At 69.1% G+C, this 17,702-nt stretch carries 15 protein-coding genes; 4 read left to right on the top strand and 11 right to left on the bottom strand.

The features are described from left to right. Positions 1-46: 46 nt before the first annotated feature. A complete protein-coding gene (locus MKK65_RS30930; protein WP_058192712.1) occupies positions 47-757 on the bottom strand; it encodes a response regulator transcription factor in 711 nt (236 codons plus the stop codon). Positions 758-1,046: 289 nt separating this feature from the next. On the opposite strand from MKK65_RS30930, the gene MKK65_RS30925 reads away from it, so the two are divergent. From MKK65_RS30925 to lepA, 3 genes are all read left to right on the top strand, one after another. Then, a complete protein-coding gene (locus tag MKK65_RS30925) occupies positions 1,047-1,841 on the top strand; it encodes a HugZ family protein (protein WP_243962016.1) in 795 nt (264 codons plus the stop codon). A gap of 57 nt (positions 1,842-1,898) precedes the next feature. After that, entirely contained in the window at positions 1,899-2,099 is a 201-nt protein-coding gene (locus MKK65_RS30920; protein WP_058192769.1) for a hypothetical protein, read from the top strand. 322 nt (positions 2,100-2,421) lie between these two features. Continuing rightward, on the top strand, positions 2,422-4,224 hold the full coding sequence (gene lepA / locus MKK65_RS30915) for a translation elongation factor 4 (protein ID WP_147938642.1): 1,803 nt from the start codon (positions 2,422-2,424) through the stop codon (positions 4,222-4,224). 209 nt (positions 4,225-4,433) lie between these two features. Here lepA and MKK65_RS30910 read toward each other — a convergent pair whose 3' ends face one another. The 3 genes from MKK65_RS30910 to MKK65_RS30900 all read right to left on the bottom strand — a co-directional run bounded on the left by MKK65_RS30910 (position 4,434) and on the right by MKK65_RS30900 (position 7,791). Further along, positions 4,434-4,751, bottom strand: a complete 318-nt coding sequence (locus MKK65_RS30910) for a c-type cytochrome (RefSeq protein WP_243962014.1) — start codon at positions 4,749-4,751, stop codon at positions 4,434-4,436. Between the two features lie 141 nt (positions 4,752-4,892). Then, complete coding sequence (locus tag MKK65_RS30905; RefSeq protein ID WP_058192709.1) at positions 4,893-6,176, bottom strand: PQQ-dependent sugar dehydrogenase; 1,284 nt, start codon at positions 6,174-6,176, stop codon at positions 4,893-4,895. A 112-nt stretch (positions 6,177-6,288) separates the two neighbouring features. Then, a complete protein-coding gene (locus MKK65_RS30900) occupies positions 6,289-7,791 on the bottom strand; it encodes an NAD(P)/FAD-dependent oxidoreductase (RefSeq protein ID WP_243962012.1) in 1,503 nt (500 codons plus the stop codon). Between the two features lie 161 nt (positions 7,792-7,952). Between MKK65_RS30900 and MKK65_RS30895 the strand changes: the two genes are divergently transcribed. Further along, positions 7,953-9,731: a hypothetical protein gene (locus MKK65_RS30895; protein ID WP_243962011.1), complete on the top strand. Its 1,779-nt coding sequence runs from the start codon at positions 7,953-7,955 to the stop codon at positions 9,729-9,731. Between the two features lie 4 nt (positions 9,732-9,735). Here MKK65_RS30895 and glp read toward each other — a convergent pair whose 3' ends face one another. From glp to MKK65_RS30860, 7 genes are read right to left on the bottom strand one after another with little or no spacing between them, the layout of a single operon-like run. After that, a complete protein-coding gene (gene glp, locus MKK65_RS30890; protein ID WP_243962010.1) occupies positions 9,736-10,965 on the bottom strand; it encodes a gephyrin-like molybdotransferase Glp in 1,230 nt (409 codons plus the stop codon). Then, entirely contained in the window at positions 10,962-11,453 is a 492-nt protein-coding gene (gene moaC, locus MKK65_RS30885) for a cyclic pyranopterin monophosphate synthase MoaC (protein WP_243962009.1), read from the bottom strand. Before moaC ends, glp begins: the two co-directional genes overlap by 4 nt. 2 nt (positions 11,454-11,455) lie before the next feature. Next, positions 11,456-12,391, bottom strand: a complete 936-nt coding sequence (trpC, locus tag MKK65_RS30880) for an indole-3-glycerol phosphate synthase TrpC (protein ID WP_243962008.1) — start codon at positions 12,389-12,391, stop codon at positions 11,456-11,458. After that, positions 12,388-13,425 (bottom strand): anthranilate phosphoribosyltransferase, encoded by a 1,038-nt coding sequence (trpD, locus tag MKK65_RS30875; RefSeq protein ID WP_243962006.1) that lies wholly within the window; start codon positions 13,423-13,425, stop codon positions 12,388-12,390. Before trpD ends, trpC begins: the two co-directional genes overlap by 4 nt. A gap of 35 nt (positions 13,426-13,460) precedes the next feature. Beyond that, the gene (locus tag MKK65_RS30870; RefSeq protein WP_243962004.1) at positions 13,461-14,075 is read right to left on the bottom strand and encodes an anthranilate synthase component II; all 615 of its coding nucleotides are present in this window, start codon (positions 14,073-14,075) and stop codon (positions 13,461-13,463) included. A 60-nt stretch (positions 14,076-14,135) separates the two neighbouring features. Continuing rightward, positions 14,136-15,656 (bottom strand): anthranilate synthase component I, encoded by a 1,521-nt coding sequence (trpE, locus tag MKK65_RS30865; RefSeq protein WP_243962003.1) that lies wholly within the window; start codon positions 15,654-15,656, stop codon positions 14,136-14,138. 5 nt (positions 15,657-15,661) lie between these two features. Next, positions 15,662-17,563: a peptidylprolyl isomerase gene (locus MKK65_RS30860; RefSeq protein ID WP_243962001.1), complete on the bottom strand. Its 1,902-nt coding sequence runs from the start codon at positions 17,561-17,563 to the stop codon at positions 15,662-15,664. Positions 17,564-17,702 lie beyond the last annotated feature (139 nt).

Genomic DNA, 17,702 nt, shown 5'->3' with positions numbered 1-17,702 from the left:
CTCGGTTTGGGCGGGGGTGCGGCCGGTCACGGAGCGGATCCTTGGATCACGCCTCCTTGAACCGGTAGCCGACGCCGTAGAGCGTCTCGATCATGTCGAAGCTCTGATCGGTCACTTTGAACTTTTTGCGCAGGCGCTTGATGTGGCTGTCGATGGTGCGGTCGTCGACATAGACCTGATCGTCATAGGCCGCATCCATCAGGGCGTTGCGGCTCTTCACGACGCCGGGGCGATGGGCCAGCGCCTGGAGGATCAGGAATTCCGTGACGGTGAGCGTCACCGGCTCGCCCTTCCAGGTGCAGGTGTGGCGCTCGGGGTCCATCATGAGCGAGCCGCGCTCCAGCGAGCGGGCCGCGACCTCGGCCTCGCCCCGGGGGGTGGCGCCGGCCGGCTCCTTGGCGAAGCGCCGCAGCACCGCCTTGACCCGCTCGACCAGCAGGCGCTGCGAGAACGGCTTATGGATGAAATCGTCCGCGCCCATCTTGAGACCGAACAATTCGTCGATCTCCTCGTCCTTCGACGTCAAAAAGATCACCGGAAGGTCGGATTTCTGCCGCAGGCGTCGGAGAAGCTCCATTCCGTCCATGCGCGGCATCTTGATGTCGAAGATCGCGAGATCCGGCGGGGAGTGCCGCAGACCGTCGAGGGCGGAGGCGCCGTCGGTATAGGTCTGGATGCGGTAGCCTTCGGTCTCAAGCGCGATCGACACGGAGGTCAGAATATTCCGGTCGTCGTCGACGAGGGCGATGGTTGGCATGCGCGATCCCTGAATGAACGGGCTCAAGCGCGGTCCCGGCTGTTCGCACGGGCCGCGCTTCGTCCCGGCCCCCGAGGGGCAGGCGGACGTGCGAACCGGGCCGGTGTCGGCGCCGCCCGGTTCGCGCAACGGGACAGGTGCTTTAGTACGGTCGATCGGAAAAAGCGAGCGGCGGTCATAGCTTGGCCATAAAGGCCGATCTGACGCGGGCCGTGGCGCTCGTGCGTTGGCTACGGCATCGCTACCGTGGCGCGCGATTGTGGCGGTGGTTCGAAACGGAAGGGATCCGATGGCAAAGGCGAGCACAGGTGCGTCGGAACAGCGCGAGCCGGCCCGCCCGCTTCCCGCTGCGGACGCCCCTTTCGACGCCATCGGGCTGTCGCGGATGCTGATGCGGAGCATCCGGTCCGGCGCACTGGCGACGTTGGACCAGGATGGGACGCCGTTCGCCTCCCTGGTCACCATCGCCACGGACCAGGATGGCACGCCATTGATGCTGCTGTCGCGGCTCTCGGCGCATACCCGCAACCTGCTGGCCGACCCGCGCTGCTCGCTGCTGTTCTCGCAGGGCGGCAAGGGTGATCCGCTGGCGCATCCGCGGCTCACGGTGGTGGGTGAGGCCGTCCAGACGAACGAGGCGCGGGCGCGGGAGCGGTTCCTGGCCCGCCATCCGAAGGCGAAGCTCTACGCCGACTTCCCGGACTTCGGGTTCTTCGCCTTGGCTGCGAAGGCCGGCCACCTCAACGGTGGTTTCGCCAAGGCCGCGACGCTGACCCGCGAAGAATTGCTCCTCGATCTGACGGGCGCCGAAGCCATCGCGGCGGGTGAACGCGGGGCGGTCGAGCATATGAATGCCGACCATGCCGACGCGCTGGCGCTTTACGCCGCCGCGGCGACCGGGGGCGATGCCGGTCTGTCCTGGCGGCTGACCGGGCTCGACCCGGAAGGCATGGACCTGATGGCCGGCGAGCGGACGGCGCGGGTGGTCTACCCGGACCGGGTCACGGATATGGGCGGCCTGCGCAAGAGCCTCGTGGCCATGGCCGCACAGGCACGCGGCGGTGTCGGTACGGTGCAAACGTAACGCCGGAGATCGCGCCCGGGCATGGCGAAGTGCGGCGGGGTGCACCATATCCGCGCGATGAGCGACACACAGACAGACACCTATCCTTTCAGCCTCGATGTGCAGCCGGTCGGCGAGAGCGGCGCGATGTACCAGTGGAGCATTCGCAAGCACGGCAAGCTCCACCAGCGCTCGGACCGGAAGCACCCGACCGAGTCGAAGGCCCGCACCCACGGCGAGGCCGAGATCGAGCGCCTGATCCGCGACCGCGGTCGCTGATCGATCCTGACATCCGCCGGACCCGGCGGGACGCTGCCGATAGGCGGGGGCCGGATCGTTCCGGCTCCCGTCTCATCGTTCGTGCCGGCCCGACCGCCCGTGTGGTTCCCGATCGCGTTGCGACGGGAGCGGACGCTATTTTCCTGATTTGGCGCGTCCGCTTGCGTCGAACCGGTGTCCACTCCGGCGGCGAGCGCGCGACGCCCCGGCTGGCACGCTTGGCGCGTTCCCGCGGCGCTGCTATCTCGCGCGTGAGCCGACCCATCCAAACACGCCCAGACGTCAGACGGTGCGCGCCGTCGCGCGCCCGAACGGAATGCCGATGACAACCCCGATCGACAACATCCGCAACTTCTCGATCGTCGCGCATATCGACCACGGCAAATCGACCCTGGCGGACCGGCTGATCCAGGCCACCGGCACCGTGGCATTGCGCGACATGAGCGAGCAGATGCTCGACTCGATGGATATCGAGAAGGAGCGCGGCATCACCATCAAGGCGCAGACGGTGCGCCTGGAATACCGGGCCGAGGACGGCAAGGATTACATCCTCAACCTGATGGACACGCCCGGCCACGTGGACTTCGCCTACGAAGTGTCGCGTTCGCTCGCCGCCTGCGAGGGCTCCCTGCTTGTGGTGGACGCCTCCCAGGGCGTCGAGGCGCAGACGCTGGCCAACGTCTACCAGGCGCTCGACGCCAACCACGAGATCGTCCCGGTCCTCAACAAGGTCGACCTGCCGGCCGCCGAGCCCGAGCGCGTGAAGGAGCAGATCGAGGAGGTGATCGGCCTCGACGCCTCCAACGCCGTGCCGATCTCGGCCAAGACCGGGCTCAACATCGAGGCGGTGCTCGAGGCGATCGTGACCCGCCTGCCGCCGCCCAAGGGCGACCGGAGCGCGCCGCTCAAGGCCCTGCTGGTGGACAGCTGGTACGACGCCTATCTCGGCGTCGTCGTGCTGGTGCGCATCATCGACGGCGTGCTCAAGAAGGGCATGACCATCCGGATGATGGGCGCCGACGCCGTCCACGGCGTCGACCGGATCGGCGTGTTCCGGCCGAAGATGGCCGAGATCGGCGAGCTCGGCCCCGGCGAGGTCGGCTTCTTCACCGGCTCGATCAAGGAGGTCGCCGACACCCGCGTCGGCGACACGCTGACCGAGGACAAGCGCCAGACCACCTCGATGCTGCCGGGCTTCAAGGAGGTCCAGGCGGTGGTGTTCTGCGGCCTGTTCCCGGTGGACGCCGCCGAGTTCGAGAACCTGCGCGCGGCCATGGGCCGGCTCCGGCTCAACGACGCGTCGTTCTCCTACGAGATGGAAAGCTCGGCGGCTTTGGGCTTCGGCTTCCGCTGTGGCTTCCTCGGCCTGCTACACCTGGAAATCATCCAGGAGCGGCTGGAGCGCGAGTTCAACCTCGACCTGATCTCGACCGCGCCGTCGGTCGTCTACCGGCTGAAGATGCGCGACGGCACGCTCAAGGAGTTGCACAACCCGGCCGATATGCCGGACGTGATGAAGATCGAGCTGATCGAGGAGCCGTGGATCCGCGCCACGATCCTGACGCCGGACGAGTATCTCGGCGGCGTGCTCAAGCTCTGCCAGGACCGCCGCGGCGTCCAGATCGACCTTAACTACGTCGGCAAGCGCGCCATGGTGGTCTACGACCTGCCACTGAACGAGGTGGTGTTCGATTTCTACGACCGGCTGAAGTCGATCTCGAAGGGCTACGCCTCGTTCGACTACCACGTCTCCGACTACCGCGAGGGCGACCTCGTGAAGATGTCGCTCTTGGTCAACGCCGAGCCGGTGGACGCCCTGTCCATGCTGGTCCACCGCACCCGCGCCGAATCGCGCGGCCGGGCGATGTGCGAGAAGCTGAAGGACCTGATCCCGCGCCACCTGTTCCAGATCCCGGTCCAGGCGGCGATCGGCGGCAAGATCATCGCCCGCGAGACGATCAAGGCCCTGTCCAAGGACGTCACCGCCAAGTGCTACGGCGGCGATATCTCGCGCAAGCGCAAGCTCTTGGACAAGCAGAAGGAAGGTAAGAAGAAGATGCGCCAGTTCGGGCGCGTGGAGATCCCGCAGGAGGCGTTCATCGCGGCGCTGAAGATGGACGATTGAGGTGCTGCGTTCGTGAGGCGCTCTCCCTCATCTGCGAGAGAGTTTTAGCCTCCGCCTTCGCTACGCACGGTCCTAAAACCGAAACCGGCCTGTTCCATCATTGCGAGCGCAGCGAAGCAACCCAGGGCAGCGCGCGATCTTAGGACGTAGCGTTTCCCTAGGTTGCTTCGCTCCGCTCGCAATGACGGTGTTGGGCGCGGGAAGGGCCTCTACCCCGGCGGCAGCACGTCGATCTGGATGCCGGCATAATACGCCGCCAGATTCGCGATATCGGTGTCCGACAGCTCCTTGGCGACCACGTTCATGATCTCGTTCTGCCGCTTGCCGTCGCGGTACTCGGTCAGCGCCTTCACCAGGTAGGGCTCGACCTGGCCGGCGAGGTTCGGTGCCTCCGGCAGCTTCGAGAGGCCGTCCATCCCGTGGCAGGTCTGGCAGGCGGTGGCCTTCTTGCGCCCCAGAGCGGCGTCGCCGGCCTGGGCCGAGAGCGGCACGAGCGTGGCGGCAAGGAGGAGAAGCGGGCGGATCATCGGAGGGTCTCGGCTTGCGCGACAGAACGCTCCTCCCCGTTGCGGGGAGGAGTTGGAGGTGGGGAAGCTGGAGCGGTGCGGTGCCGTCTGCACCACCCCCACCCTCGATCCCTCCCCGCAAGGGGGAGGGAAGGCGATCCCTTACTTCTCGTAGGAGATCCGGTAGATCGCCCCGGCGGAATCGTCCGAGACCAGCAGCGAGCCGTCGAGCATCACCGCCACATCCACCGGGCGGCCGAGATACTCGCCGTCGCCGGTGAGCCAGCCTTCCGCGAAGGGCTTCACGGCGCCGAGCTTCCCGTCCGCCCCCATGGGGGCGAACATCACCCGGGCACCCACCGGCTCGGTGCGGTTCCAGGAGCCGTGCTCGGCTATGAAGATCCCGCCCTTGTACGAGGCCGGGAATTGCTTGCCGTTGTAGAAGGTCATCCCGAGATCGGCCGCGTGCGGCGGCAGCTCGGCCACCGGGGGCACCGCGTCGGCGGGCGGGGTCTGGTCCTTGTACTCGACGGTGCGAACGGCGCCGCCGCCGTACCAGGGGAATCCGAAGTTCTCGCCGGCCTTGGTGGCGTGGTTCAGCTCGCCTGGCGGCTTGTCGTCGCCCATGCCGTCGACTTGGTTGTCAGTGAACCAAAGCGACTTGTCGGTGGCGAAATCCATGCCCACCGAATTGCGGATGCCGGTGGCGTAAACCTCGCGGTTCTTGCCGTCGGCATCGATGCGGATGACGCCGCCGATGCCGGCTTTCCGGTACAGGTCCATCTTGTCGGCGGGGGGCACGTTGTAGGGCTGCCCGAGCGCGATGTAGGTCTTCCCGTCCGCGCCGACCCGGCAGACCCGGGCGGTGTGGTTGAAGCTCTCCTCGGCCGCCGGGATCAGGGCGCCTTCCTTCACCAGGATGCCGGCGGCGACGTCCGGGTTCTCATAGAAGAACTCGGCGGCCGGGAAGGCGAGCACCCGGTTCTGCTCGACCACGGTGAGCACGCCATCCTTCGAGAAGCAGACGCCGTTGGGGATCTTGAAGGTGATGCCCGGCGCGAAGGCTCGGACCTCGTCGGCGACCCGATCCTTGTCGCGGTCGGTGACCGTATAGACCTTGTTCTTGCGGGTGCCGACGAACAGCACGCCGGCATTGGGACCGACCGCGATGGAGCGGGCATCGGGCACCACGGCGTAGAGATCGATCTTGAAGCCCTCGGGCAGCTTGATCTTGCCGAGCGTCTTGCGGATCGCGTCGGCGCGGCGGCCGGTCTGCGGAATCTCGGGGGCGGCCTGGGTGTCGGTGCTGTGGAAGCTCTGCAGCTTCTCCAGATCGTCGGCCTTGGACTTGGTCTCGGCCGGCGCCGCGCCCTGCGCGTTGGCCGATAGGGCGAATACGGGCATGGCGACACCCGCCCAGAGCGCAGCGATGAACAGCGATCGCATCGTCAAACATCCTCCCGGCCGCCCTTGGTGCTGGGCAGTCCCGCGTCGGACATAGACGATGCCCGCAAACGGGCAAGTTGCGGCGGTGACGCGCGCCCGCACCTGTCGCGTGTCAGGCGACCTTTCGGGGGACGAGGCGCTCGCTTCCCAGCGCTCCTTGAGCCCCGGACACGCCGGACTCGGTGTATTCCGCGTCCTCGTTGACCTGCCAGACATCGTGCCGGCGCCGCCCGCAGAGGATGTTCTCCACGGTCAGCATCGCGGTCATCATCGCGTGGTCCTGGTTGTTGTACTTGTGCATGCCATTGCGGCCGACGAGGTGCAGGCTCGGGAAATCCCGCTCGAGTTCGCGGCGCACGGTGACGACGTGGCCGGCGTAATCCTCGTCGTAGACCGGATAGGCCTTGGGCTGCCGGACCACGCAGGCATCGACCACATCGGCCGGGTCGATCAGGCCGATCTGACCGATCTCGCGCTTGGCCAAAGCCACGAGGTCTCCGTCCGATGCGGTCCAGAGCCCGTCGCCCTCGAAGCAGAAATATTCGAGCCCGAGGCAGGTGTGATCCTCGTCCGGCACCATCTCGGGGGACCAGGACCGGAAGTTCTGCACTCGCCCGACCTGCACCGAGGGATCGTGGATGTAGATCCAGTTGTCCGGAAAATTCTTCTGGGACTTGGCGATGAGCGCGACGGTGAGGAAGTCGCGGTACTTCAGCGCCCGGGCGTTGAAGGTGCTGAGCGGGCGTGGGCGGATCGAATCCACCAGCTCCCGCACCGGCGCGGACGAGATCACGTGCCGGGCCGTGAAGGTCTCACGGCTGCCGTCGGCGCTGCGGGCCGCCACCGTCCAGATGCCGGTGCCGGAATCATAACTGAGGGAATCGACGCCGCGGTCGAGGAGCACGCGGCCACCCTGCGCCTGGATCTTGGCGGCGGCGGCCTCCCACATCATGCCGGGGCCCCGGCGCGGATAGCGGAACGACTCGATCAGCGTCTTGATCACCGGGCCGCCGGCCTTGTGCGCCTTGCGCAGGCCCAGCGAGCGCTTGACCCCGTCACGGATCGCCGCGCCGAGATCGAGGCCCTTGATGCGCTGCGCCGCCCAATCGGCCGAGATCGCGTCGCAGGACATGCCCCAGACCTTTTCGGTGTAGGTCTTGAAGAAGATCGAGAACAGCCGCTCGCCGAACTGGTTGCGCACCCAGGCGTGGAAGTTCTTCGGGTCCCGCACCGGCTTCATGCGGGCATACAGGTAGGAGGCGACGCAGGCCGTGCTGGTGAGCAGGCCGAGATTGCGCAGCGCCTCGAAGGCCTTGAGCGGATAGGCGTAGTATTTGCCGCGATAATAGATCCGCGACAGCCTCGGGCGCTCGATGAAGTCGTTGGGCAGGATCTCGTCCCAGAGATCGACCACCGCCTTCGACTTCGAGAAGAACCGGTGGCCGCCGATATCGAACAGGTAGCCGTTATGCGAGACGGTGCGCGAGATCCCGCCGACCTGCGCCGGATCGCGCTCCAGCACGGTGACCGACCGCCCCTGCTTCGACAGCAGGTAAGCGGCCGTGAGGCCAGCGGGCCCCGCGCCGATCACCAGCGTCTCGGTGTGGTGGCTCATCCCCTGCTCCGGCTGCCGTCGCGGCCTGATCCCGGCCAGCTCGCGCGGAGATTGAGGACGGATGGTTAAGGAACCGACTCACGGTCGATTGACCGGCCATTAAGCCGGTTCGCGCAGGCTACATCGGGCGTCGGATCGCGGCGCGTCTGGAACCCGCACCGATGCCGCCCGCGGCCGCCGCCTTGCCGGGACGGATCGACACCCGCGCTTTCCTCTGGCTGCTCGTCATCCTGTCGCTCGCGACCCTGAACGCGCCGCAGGACATCTGGGACACGATCCGGCACCTGCGCGTGCCCGATACCGACGATGCCATGCGGCTCGTCGAAGTGCGGGACCTGCTGGCCGGCCAGCCCTGGTACGACAACGTCCAGTACCGCTTCCTGGCGCCCGAAGGCGTGGCGAGCCACTGGTCGCGCCTCGTGGACGCGCCGATCGCCGCTCTGATCGGTGCGCTGACGTTGCTGGCGGGCCGGCCCCTGGCCGAGGGTCTGATCGCCGCGTTCTGGCCCGTGCTGCTGTTCGGCCTGTACTGCACCCTGCTCTATCGGGGCGTGCGGCGAACCTTCGGGGGCCGGGCGGCGATCCTGGCGGTACTCGTGGCGACGCAGACCTTCGGGATCGCCATCCAGTTCCAGCCGGGGCGGGTCGACCACCACAACGTGCAGATCCTGGCGATGCTGGGCCTCGCCTTCTGCCTGATGCGCGGCTGTTTCCCAGCGGCCTTCGTGGGCGGTGGCCTGGCGGCCCTGTCGCTGGCGGTGGGGCTGGAGGGGCTTCCCTACCTGGCGCTCGCCGCCCTGTACTGCGTCGGCGCCTGGTGCTGGCGCGGCCGCCCCGCCCTCCCCGGCCTTGCCGGCTTCGGCGTCGGGCTCGGCGTCGCGGCGCCGCTCCTGTTCGCCGCGCAGACCGCCCCCACCCTCTGGACCGCAACGCGCTGCGACGCGCTCTCGCCGCCTTGGCTGTGGCTCGCCGCCGGCGGCTTCGGTTTCGCGCTGGCAGCAACCGCGCTCAGGCGCCGGCTCGGCACGCCCGGATTGCGGATCGCCCTTGCGGTCCTCTGCGGGATCCTTCTGATCGGCGGCTTCGGTCTGGCCTTCCCAATCTGCCTGGAGGGGCCGTTTCCCGGCATGACACCCCTGGTCCGGGACCATTGGCTGCTCACCGTCAACGAGATGGCCTCGCTGCCCAAATCCGTCGCTCAGGGGCGGTGGGAGATGCTGGTCTTCTATCCGGTGGTCCTGATCGGGAGCCTGACCGCGACCTGGATGGCCTGGCGTGGCCCGCAGCGCCGGGCCTGGTCGATCGCGGCGCTGTTCCTGTGGCCCGGCCTGATCCTCGGGGTCTTCCAATTCCGCGGGCTCTACATCGCCTCGGGCTTCGTGCCGCTTGTGGCGGGCCCGGTGATCGACCGCGCCTTGACGCGCGCCGCCGCCCCCGGAACGGCCGTTCGCCGCTGGGGCGCTCTCGCTCTCGGCAGCGGCCTGGTCAGCACGCTCTGGCTGGCACCGATGGCACTCGCCGGTTGGATCGCGCCGGCTTCACGGACGGCCCCTGATTCGGCGGGTGTCATTGCCTGCCAGGGCGACGCCGCCGTGCGGCCCCTGGCGGCGCTTCCGCCTGGAACCGTGCTGGCGCCGATCTTTCTGGGACCGTCGATCCTCCTGCGCACGCCGCACACGATCGTGGCCGCGCCCTATCACCGGGCGATCCCGGGGCTGACAGCGGCGATCGAGGGCCTCGGCGGAACCGAGGCGGATCTCGACCGGGTGCTCGATACCTTCCAGATCCGCTATCTGGTGACCTGCCCGTCCCGGCCCGCCGACAACCTTCAGGCCACTCCGGCCTTCGCGACGCGCCTCACTCGCGGGGACGCTCACACCGACCGGCTGGAGCCCGTCACGGTGCCTGGCCCCCTGAAGGTCTGGCGCGTGGTGCGGTGATCCGTCAGATCAGCCGACGGTCCAGCCGAATGATCCGGCACGGGTCGCCGGCTTTGGCGGCTTCCTCGTGGGGTGCGCGCATGAGCAGCGCTTCGGCGCGGCCGAGCACCGCCAGCATCGACGAATCCTGCCGCTTCTCCGGATCCGCCACCGGCAGGCAGCCGGGTTCGAGGGTGAGGCTCGCACGCATGTAGTCGGCGCGCCCGTCATTGGCCGGCAGGTCGCGGCCGAGCGTGGCCGGCTCGCTGCGGTCGGCGCCGGCCTGCGGATCGCCCTGGAGGGCCCGGATCGCCGGCACCACGAACAGCAGCCCGCAGACGATCGACGAAACCGGATTGCCCGGCAGGCCGATCACCAGCATGTCGCCGAGGCGCCCCTGCATCAGCGGCTTGCCCGGCCGGAGCGCCACCCGCCAGAAGCCAAGTTCCAGCCCTTCCTTGGCCAGAGCCGCCTGGACGAGATCGTGGTCGCCCACGGAAGCGCCGCCAAGCGTCACCAGCAGATCGGCCTGAGCTTCGCGGGCACGGCGGAAGGCGTCTTCGAGAGCACCGTGATCGTCCGCGGCAATGCCGAGATCGATGACCTCGGCGCCCGCTTCGGCGGCAAGCGCAGCGAGCGCCAAGCTGTTCGAGGCGACGATCTGGTCCCAGGCCGGTGCGGCGCCGGGTTCCACCAGCTCGTCACCGGTGGCGAGGATCGCCACGCGCGGCCGGCGCCGGACCGACAGGCGCGGATGGCCGGCTGCGGCGGCCAGCGCCAGGCGGCGCGCGTCGAGATTCATGCCGGCGACCAGCAGAGTCTCGCCGGCGGTGAAGTCGAGCCCGGCCCGGCGGATGAAGCGGTCCTGCTCGACCGCCTCCATGACGCGGACGGTGTCGCCCTCGGCCTGCGCATCCTCCTGGATCAGGATCGCGTCCGCGCCCTCCGGGACCGGCGCGCCGGTGAAGATCCGCACCGCCTCGCTGGGGCCGATCCGGCCGGAGAAGCCGTGTCCGGCCGCGCTTGTCCCGACTAGTTTCAAGCTCGCCCCGACAGCGGCGGCATCGGCGAAGCGGACCGCGTAGCCGTCCATGGCGGAGGCCGGGAATGGCGGCTGCGTCCGGGCGGCGGTTACGTCGGCTGACAGCGTCCGGCCGGCGGCCTGGGCCAGCGGAACGGTCTCGGCCTCGACCGGGCCGGGCACACTCGCCAGGACCCGCGCCAGCGCCTCGGCAACCGGGATCAGGCCGCTCATGCCTCGGGTGCCCGGTAGGAACCGGAGCGCCCGCCATCCTTGGCGGTCAGCCGGATACCCTCGATCCGCATGCCCCGATCGACTGCCTTCACCATGTCGTAGACCGTGAGGCAGGCGACCGAGACGGCGGTCAGCGCCTCCATCTCGACCCCGGTCGGCCCCTGGACCCGCACCTCGGCGGCGATGCGAAGACCCGGCAGCGCCGGGTCCAGCTCGCACTCCACCCGCACCTTCGAGAGCAGCAGCGGATGGCAGAGCGGGATCAGCTCATGCGTGCGCTTGGCCGCCATGATCCCGGCGAGTCGGGCGGTGCCGATCACGTCACCCTTCTTGGCGTCGCCCTCGCGGATCAGCGCCAGGGTCTCGGGCCGCATCACCACGCAGCCCTCGGCCCGGGCGGTGCGGTCGGTGGCGGGCTTGTCGGTGACGTCGACCATGTTGGCCGCGCCGCTCGTGTCGAGATGGGTGAGCGTCGAACCGGGCTCCATGCTCAGCCCTTCTTCTTGTCGTCTTGCTTCTTGTCGTCTTGCTTTTTGGCCTTGCCGGCCTTGGCGTCCGGCTCCGGGCCGCCGGCCTCGCCGAACAGCAGCGCGCGGGTGGCTTCGGTCACGTCCGCCTGACGCATGAGGCTTTCACCGACCAGCACCACCCCAAGGCCGTGCTGCCGAAGCCGCTCCACGTCGGCATGGCCGCCGATTCCGCTCTCGGCCACGGCGATCCGATCCTTCGGAATGCCGGGTCCGAGACGGATCGCGGTGTCGAACGAGACCTCGAAGGTCTTGAGATTGCGGTTGTTGATCCCGATCAGGGCGGTCCCCAGCGGCAGCGCCCGGGCCAGCTCGGCCTCGTCATGCACCTCGACCAGCACATCCATGCCGAGCTCGTGGGCGGTGGCGACCAGGGCCTGCGCCTCGTCATCATCCAGGCAGGCCATGATGACGAGGATGCAATCGGCGCCCCAGGCCCGCGCCTCGTAGACCTGGTAGGGTTCGAACAGAAAGTCCTTGCGCAGGACCGGCAATCCACAGGCCGCCCGGGCCTCGGTCAGGTATTCCGGGCGTCCCTGGAACGACGGCTCGTCGGTCAGCACCGACAGGCAGGTGGCCCCGCCGGCCTCGTAGGCCGCCGCCAGCATCGCGGGGGCGAAATCCTCCCGGATCAGCCCCTTCGACGGCGAAGCCTTCTTCACCTCGGCGATCAGGGCCGGACGCCCGGCGGCGAGATGGGTCCGGATCGCAGACGCGAAGCCGCGCACCGGCTCGGCCTGAAGGGCGCGGCGCTCCAGCTTGGCCAGCGGCACCCGGAGCTTCGCCTCGGCGATCTCGCGGCGCTTGTAGGCCTCGATCCGGGCCAGCACATTGGGCCGCTCGTGCGGCGCCTCGGCAGAACCCGCCTGGGCCACCGATTCCTGCGTGAGCGTGCTCATCGGCACTCCTGCCCGTTCGAGCGATCGTTCGAAGCCCGGACCAGGCGGGCGAGGGTGTCACGCGCCGCCCCGGAATCGACGGCATCCTGCGCCCGCGCGAGCCCCTCCGCCAGGGTCGGCGACGCCCCCGCGACGACGAGGGCTGCACCGGCATTCAGAACGGCGATGTCCCGGTAGGCGATGCGTGCGCCCGCCAGGACGGCTTCGAGCGCCCGGGCGTTGTCGGCGGGATCCCCGCCGCGCAGGTCTTCCGGCGCACGCAGCGTCAGGCCGAGTTCCTGCGGATCGATGGTGAACCGGGACATACGGCCGTCCTCGAGAGCGACCACCCGGGTCGGCCCGGTGACGGTGATCTCGTCCAGCCCGTCGGAGCCGTGGACGGTCCAGACCCGGCGGCTGCCGAGCTCGGCGAGCACCCGCGTCAGCGGCTCGGCCAGCGCCTCCTGGGCGACGCCGAACAGCTGGTAGGCGACGCCGGCCGGATTGCAGAGCGGGCCCAGCAGGTTGAAGATCGTCCGCACCGGCAGTTCGGAGCGTACCGCCGCCACGTGGCGCATGGCGCCGTGATGGGCCTGGGCGAACAGGAAGCAGAGATTGGCCTCGGCAAGGCACCGGGCCTGGCCCTCGGCATCGAGGCCGAGCTGGACACCGAGCGCCGCCAGCACGTCGGCGGCGCCGGAGCGGGAGGTCGCCGCGCGGTTGCCGTGCTTGGCCACCGGCACGCCGCAGGCGGCGACCAGGATGGCGGCGAGCGTCGAGACGTTGACGCTGCCGGAATGATCGCCGCCGGTGCCGACCACGTCGACCGCGTTGTCGGGCGCCGCGATCCGGGTCATGCGGGCGCGCATCGCCTCGGCCGCACCGACGATCTCCTCGACGGTCTCGCCGCGCACCTTGAGGGCGGCCAGGAAGGCGCCCGCCTGGACGGGGGTGACCTCGCCCGACAACAGGTCGTCGAAGGCCGCACGCGCTTCCGCGCGGTCGAGGGCCAAGCCCCCGGCGACCTTGGCGAGATGGGGTCTGAAACTGTCCATGCGCTCTGTCGGAAGGCCGCCCCGGCCGTCCGGCGTCAATGCACGTCGGGGCGCGCTCTGTCACGCGCCGCGTTCCAGGCGGCGGCGAGATCCAGAAAGTTCTTCACGATCTCCGTGCCGTGCTGAGACCGGATGCTCTCGGGGTGGAACTGGACCCCGTGCAGCGGCCGCTCGGCGTGCTCCAGCCCCATGATCAGGCCGTCCGCCTCGGCGGTGACCCGCAGGGTCTCCGGGCAGCTCGCGCGGTCGACCACCAGTGAGTGGTAGCGCGTCGCCTCGAAGCTGTCGTTGAGGTCCCGGAACAGGCCACTGGCCCCGTGCCGGATAGTCGAGACCTTGCCGTGCAGGGGCAGCGGCGCGCGGATCACGTCGCCGCCGAAGGCCTGGCCAATCGCCTGGAGGCCGAGGCAGACCCCGAAGATCGGAATTTCGTCGGAAAGATCGCGCACGACCTCAAGGCAGATGCCGGCCTCGTTCGGCGTGCAGGGGCCGGGCGAGAGCACGATCGCGTCCGGCGCCTTCGCGCGGATATCGGCGACGCTCAGCGCATCGTTGCGAGCGACCTCGACGGCGCCGCAGAGCGGGCCGATCAGGTGCACGAGATTCCAGGTGAAGGAATCGTAGTTGTCGATGACGAGGACGTTGGGCATCGCGGCGCGCTCGGGCATGGGGGCGATGTGACGGCTCGTGCCCCTCCGGTCAACCGGTGGCTACTGCCCGCGCTTAGCCTGCGCGGCAAACCGCACCGCCTCCTCGGCGGCCCGGAACAGCGCCTTGGCCTTGTTCACGCATTCCTGCTGCTCGGAGGCCGGGTCGGAATCGTAGACGATGCCGGCGCCGGCCTGGACGTGCATCCGCCCGTCCTTCACCAGGGCGGTGCGCAGGACGATACAGGTATCCATCTCGCCCCGGGCGCCGAAATAGCCGATGCAGCCGGCGTAGGGCCCGCGCTTCTCGCGCTCCAGCTCGTCGATGATCTCCATGGCCCGCACCTTCGGGGCACCCGAGACCGTGCCGGCCGGGAAACCCGCCGCCAGAGCGTCGAGGGGATCGTAGCGCGGATCGAGGTCGCCCTCGACGTTCGACACGATGTGCATCACCTGGCTGTAGCGCTCGATGAAGAACGAATCCGTCACCCGCACGGTGCCGATCTTCGAGACGCGGCCAGCATCGTTGCGGCCGAGATCGAGCAGCATCAGGTGCTCGGCGCATTCCTTCGGATCGGCGAGCAACTCGGCGGCGAGCGCCACATCCTCGGCCGGGGTGGCGCCCCGGCGGCGCGTGCCGGCGATCGGCCGCACCGTGACGGTGCCCTCGCGGACCCGCACCAGGATTTCCGGCGACGAGCAGACGATCTGAAAGGCCTCGAAATCGAGATAGCAGAGGAACGGCGCCGGGTTCGTGCGCCGGAGCGACCGGTACAGGCTGAAGGCCGGCAGCGTGAAGGGCGCCGAGAAGCGTTGGGACAGCACCACCTGGAATACGTCGCCCGCGACGATGTACTCCTTGGCCCGCGCCACCATGGCGGCGAAGGCATCCAGTGAGGTGTTCGAGATCGGCTCCGGATGCGCAACCGTCGAGAGGTCCACCCGGGCATCCACCGGCAAAGGCCCTTCGAGGGCCTCCGCCACACGGTCCATACGCAGAAGCGCGGCCTCGTAGGCGGCGCGGGCGGTAACGCCGGGCGCCGGGCGGACGGGTGAGATGACGGTGATCTGGTCGCGGATCGAATCGAACACCACCATCACGCGCGGGCGGACCAGGATCGCGTCCGGCACGCCGAGGGGATCGGGGTTCGGCTCGGGCAAACGCTCCATGGCGCGGACCATGTCGTAGCCGAGATAGCCAAACAGGCCGGCGGCCATCGGGGGAAGGTCCTGCCCGTCGGATTCACCGATGGCGCTCTCGGCGATCAGGGCGCGGAGGCTGGCCAGCGGCGCCCGGTCGTCCAGCTGGAAGGTGTCGAGATCGGCGCCGCGGGCGACGGCGGGGGCGCCGTCGCGGCAGCGCCAGATCAGATCCGGATCCAGCCCGATCATGGAGTAGCGGCCGCGCACGGCGCCGCCCTCCACCGATTCGAGCAGGAAGGCCGGCCCGGCATGCCGGGCGCGCAGCTTGAGGAAGGCCGCGACCGGGGTCTCCAGGTCGGCCACGAGGCTCAGCTCGACGAGGCTCGGGTGGCCGGCCTCGTAGCGTCCGGCAAACGCCGCGTAGTCAGGCGCCTCGGCCATGGCCCTCAATTCTCTCCGCCGATGGCGCGGCGCAGGGCCGTCTGGTCGATCTTCACACCGGCGTTCTTCTGGACCTCCGAAATGTACTGGGACAGCACGTCGTCGGCCAGCGCGGACTGGAAGTTCTTGGTGATGGTCTTGTCGGCCTGCGTATCGGCGACGAAGGCCGGCATCGTCGCGCTCGTCACCTTGAACACCGCCCGCGAATCGCCCGCTGCCGCAGTGCCGGCCTTGCCGACCGGGGTGGCGAAGATCAGGTTCACGTCGTCGGCGGTGAGCATGTCCTTCGCCTGGTTGCGGGAGAGATCCTGCGCCTCCTGCGTGTTGACACCGACCTCCTGAGCGACTGACTCGATGGTCGCGCCGCCGTTGAGCTTCTCGACCAGCTCGCGGCCCTTGGCCTGGAGGCGCTTGGCGATCTCGGCGGTGGTCCACCCGGCCTTCACGCCGTCCCGGACCTCGTCGAGGGGCTTGTCGTGCGCGGCGTCGATGCCGGTGACATCGTACCAGACATAGCCGCCGGACTTGGTGCGCAGCGGCTCGTTGTCGCCGCCGATCTCGGCGCGGAACAGGGCCGGCAGGGTGGTATCCGGATCGGGAATATCGGCGACACGCTGCCCGTCCGGGGCCTTGCCCTGGGGATCGACCGCCTTGACGGTCACGAGCTTGAGGCCGCGCTCGGCCGCGATGTCCGCCAGCGGCTTGGCGCCGGCACGCTGGTCCTCGATGGCGTCGCGGGTCGTCTCCATGGCGTCGCGGGCTCGGGTGAGCGCGAGGCTCTTGCGGATCTCGCCCTCGACCGCCTCGAACGGCTTGACGGTGCCAGGCTCGATCTTGGTCACGCGCAGCAGCACGGTGCCGAACCGGCCCTGGACCGGCTGGCTCACGCCGCCCTCGGGCAGTGCGAAGGCGGCATCGGCCACGACCTTGTCGAACAACTCGGCCTTGGTCAGCGTGCCCAGCGTCAGGTCGGTGCCGCCGGTGCTGCGCGCCTCGGCGACCGCCTCGAAGGTCTTCGAGCCATCCTCGATCGCCTTGCGGGCGGCCTCCGCGGAGGCCGCATCCGGGAACACGACCTGCTGGATCGTGCGCTTCTCCGGGCTGCCGTAGCGGCCCTTGTTCAGCTCGTAGGCGGCCTTGGCATCCGCATCGGTGATCGCGTCGGGCTTGGCCATCGCCTCGGGATCGACCACCAGCAGGGTGGTGGCGCGAAATTCCGGCGCCCGGAAGCCCGACTTGTTGGCCTCGTACCAGGTCTTCAGCTCGTCCTCGGTCGGGGCCGGAATCTCCCCGGCCACGGAGGGCGTGAGCATCACGTAGGCGGCCGAGCGACGCTCGGTGGCGTAGCGGTGGACCGCCTCGCGCATCGCCACCGGCACGTGCAGGTCGGACGACACGGCCTCGGCGAGCTGCAGCCGGGCGATCACGGCGCGCTGCTCGCGCACGAACATGCCCTCGCTCAGGCCGGCCCGCTGAAGGGTCTGGTAGAACAGCTGCGGCTCGAACTGGCCCTGGGCGTTCTGGAAGCTCTTCTCGTCGTGGATCGCCCGGATCACCGAGGCATCCGGCACACCGAGGCCGAGATCATGCGTCTTCTGGTCGAGGGCCGCTTCGGTGATCAGCTGCGACATCACGGCCCGGTCCAGGCCGAGCATGCGGGCCTGGTCGGGGGTGAGCGCACGCTTCAGCTGCGCCTGATAGCGCTGCATCTGGTTCTGGTAGGCTTGGCGCACCTGCTCGGCGGTGATCGGCGTGCTGCCCACCGTCGCGACGTTGCTGCTGGAGCCGCCGCGGAAGAACTCCTCCACGCCGAAGATCCCCACGCCCGCGATCAGCAGCGCGAAGATGATCGTCAAGACGATCTTGCCGAACCAATGCTGGCTGGCGTTGCGGATGCCCTGAAGCATGATCTGTGATCGGATACCTTCGGCACCCGACCCGTCGCCAGGCCGATGCCATCCCTGAAAGGCGACCGCGATAGACCATTCGCGCCCGCAGGCAAAGGCTCACCCTTTCGGATGGTTTGCGCGCCCAAGCTCGCTCTGG

The sequence above is a fragment of the Methylobacterium sp. J-001 genome, assembly GCF_022829565.1.
Lineage (GTDB): Bacteria > Pseudomonadota > Alphaproteobacteria > Rhizobiales > Beijerinckiaceae > Methylobacterium.
Note: the sequence above shows the minus strand (reverse complement) of the source record. Positions and strands in the feature narration are given on the sequence as shown.

What these genes read in the sequence shown, in the direction of transcription:
- MKK65_RS30910 (WP_243962014.1), bottom strand. Translation starts at nt 4,751, where the DNA reads ATGATCCGCCCGCTTCTCCTCCTTGCCGCCACGCTCGTGCCGCTCTCG.
- MKK65_RS30900 (WP_243962012.1), bottom strand. Translation starts at nt 7,791, where the DNA reads ATGAGCCACCACACCGAGACGCTGGTGATCGGCGCGGGGCCCGCTGGC.
- MKK65_RS30930 (WP_058192712.1), bottom strand. Translation starts at nt 757, where the DNA reads ATGCCAACCATCGCCCTCGTCGACGACGACCGGAATATTCTGACCTCC.
- MKK65_RS30860 (WP_243962001.1), bottom strand. Translation starts at nt 17,563, where the DNA reads ATGCTTCAGGGCATCCGCAACGCCAGCCAGCATTGGTTCGGCAAGATC.
- lepA (WP_147938642.1), top strand. Translation starts at nt 2,422, where the DNA reads ATGACAACCCCGATCGACAACATCCGCAACTTCTCGATCGTCGCGCAT.
- MKK65_RS30920 (WP_058192769.1), top strand. Translation starts at nt 1,899, where the DNA reads ATGAGCGACACACAGACAGACACCTATCCTTTCAGCCTCGATGTGCAG.
- glp (WP_243962010.1), bottom strand. Translation starts at nt 10,965, where the DNA reads ATGAGCGGCCTGATCCCGGTTGCCGAGGCGCTGGCGCGGGTCCTGGCG.
- MKK65_RS30925 (WP_243962016.1), top strand. Translation starts at nt 1,047, where the DNA reads ATGGCAAAGGCGAGCACAGGTGCGTCGGAACAGCGCGAGCCGGCCCGC.
- MKK65_RS30895 (WP_243962011.1), top strand. Translation starts at nt 7,953, where the DNA reads ATGCCGCCCGCGGCCGCCGCCTTGCCGGGACGGATCGACACCCGCGCT.
- MKK65_RS30870 (WP_243962004.1), bottom strand. Translation starts at nt 14,075, where the DNA reads ATGCCCAACGTCCTCGTCATCGACAACTACGATTCCTTCACCTGGAAT.
- MKK65_RS30905 (WP_058192709.1), bottom strand. Translation starts at nt 6,176, where the DNA reads ATGCGATCGCTGTTCATCGCTGCGCTCTGGGCGGGTGTCGCCATGCCC.
- trpC (WP_243962008.1), bottom strand. Translation starts at nt 12,391, where the DNA reads ATGAGCACGCTCACGCAGGAATCGGTGGCCCAGGCGGGTTCTGCCGAG.
- trpE (WP_243962003.1), bottom strand. Translation starts at nt 15,656, where the DNA reads ATGGCCGAGGCGCCTGACTACGCGGCGTTTGCCGGACGCTACGAGGCC.
- moaC (WP_243962009.1), bottom strand. Translation starts at nt 11,453, where the DNA reads ATGGAGCCCGGTTCGACGCTCACCCATCTCGACACGAGCGGCGCGGCC.
- trpD (WP_243962006.1), bottom strand. Translation starts at nt 13,425, where the DNA reads ATGGACAGTTTCAGACCCCATCTCGCCAAGGTCGCCGGGGGCTTGGCC.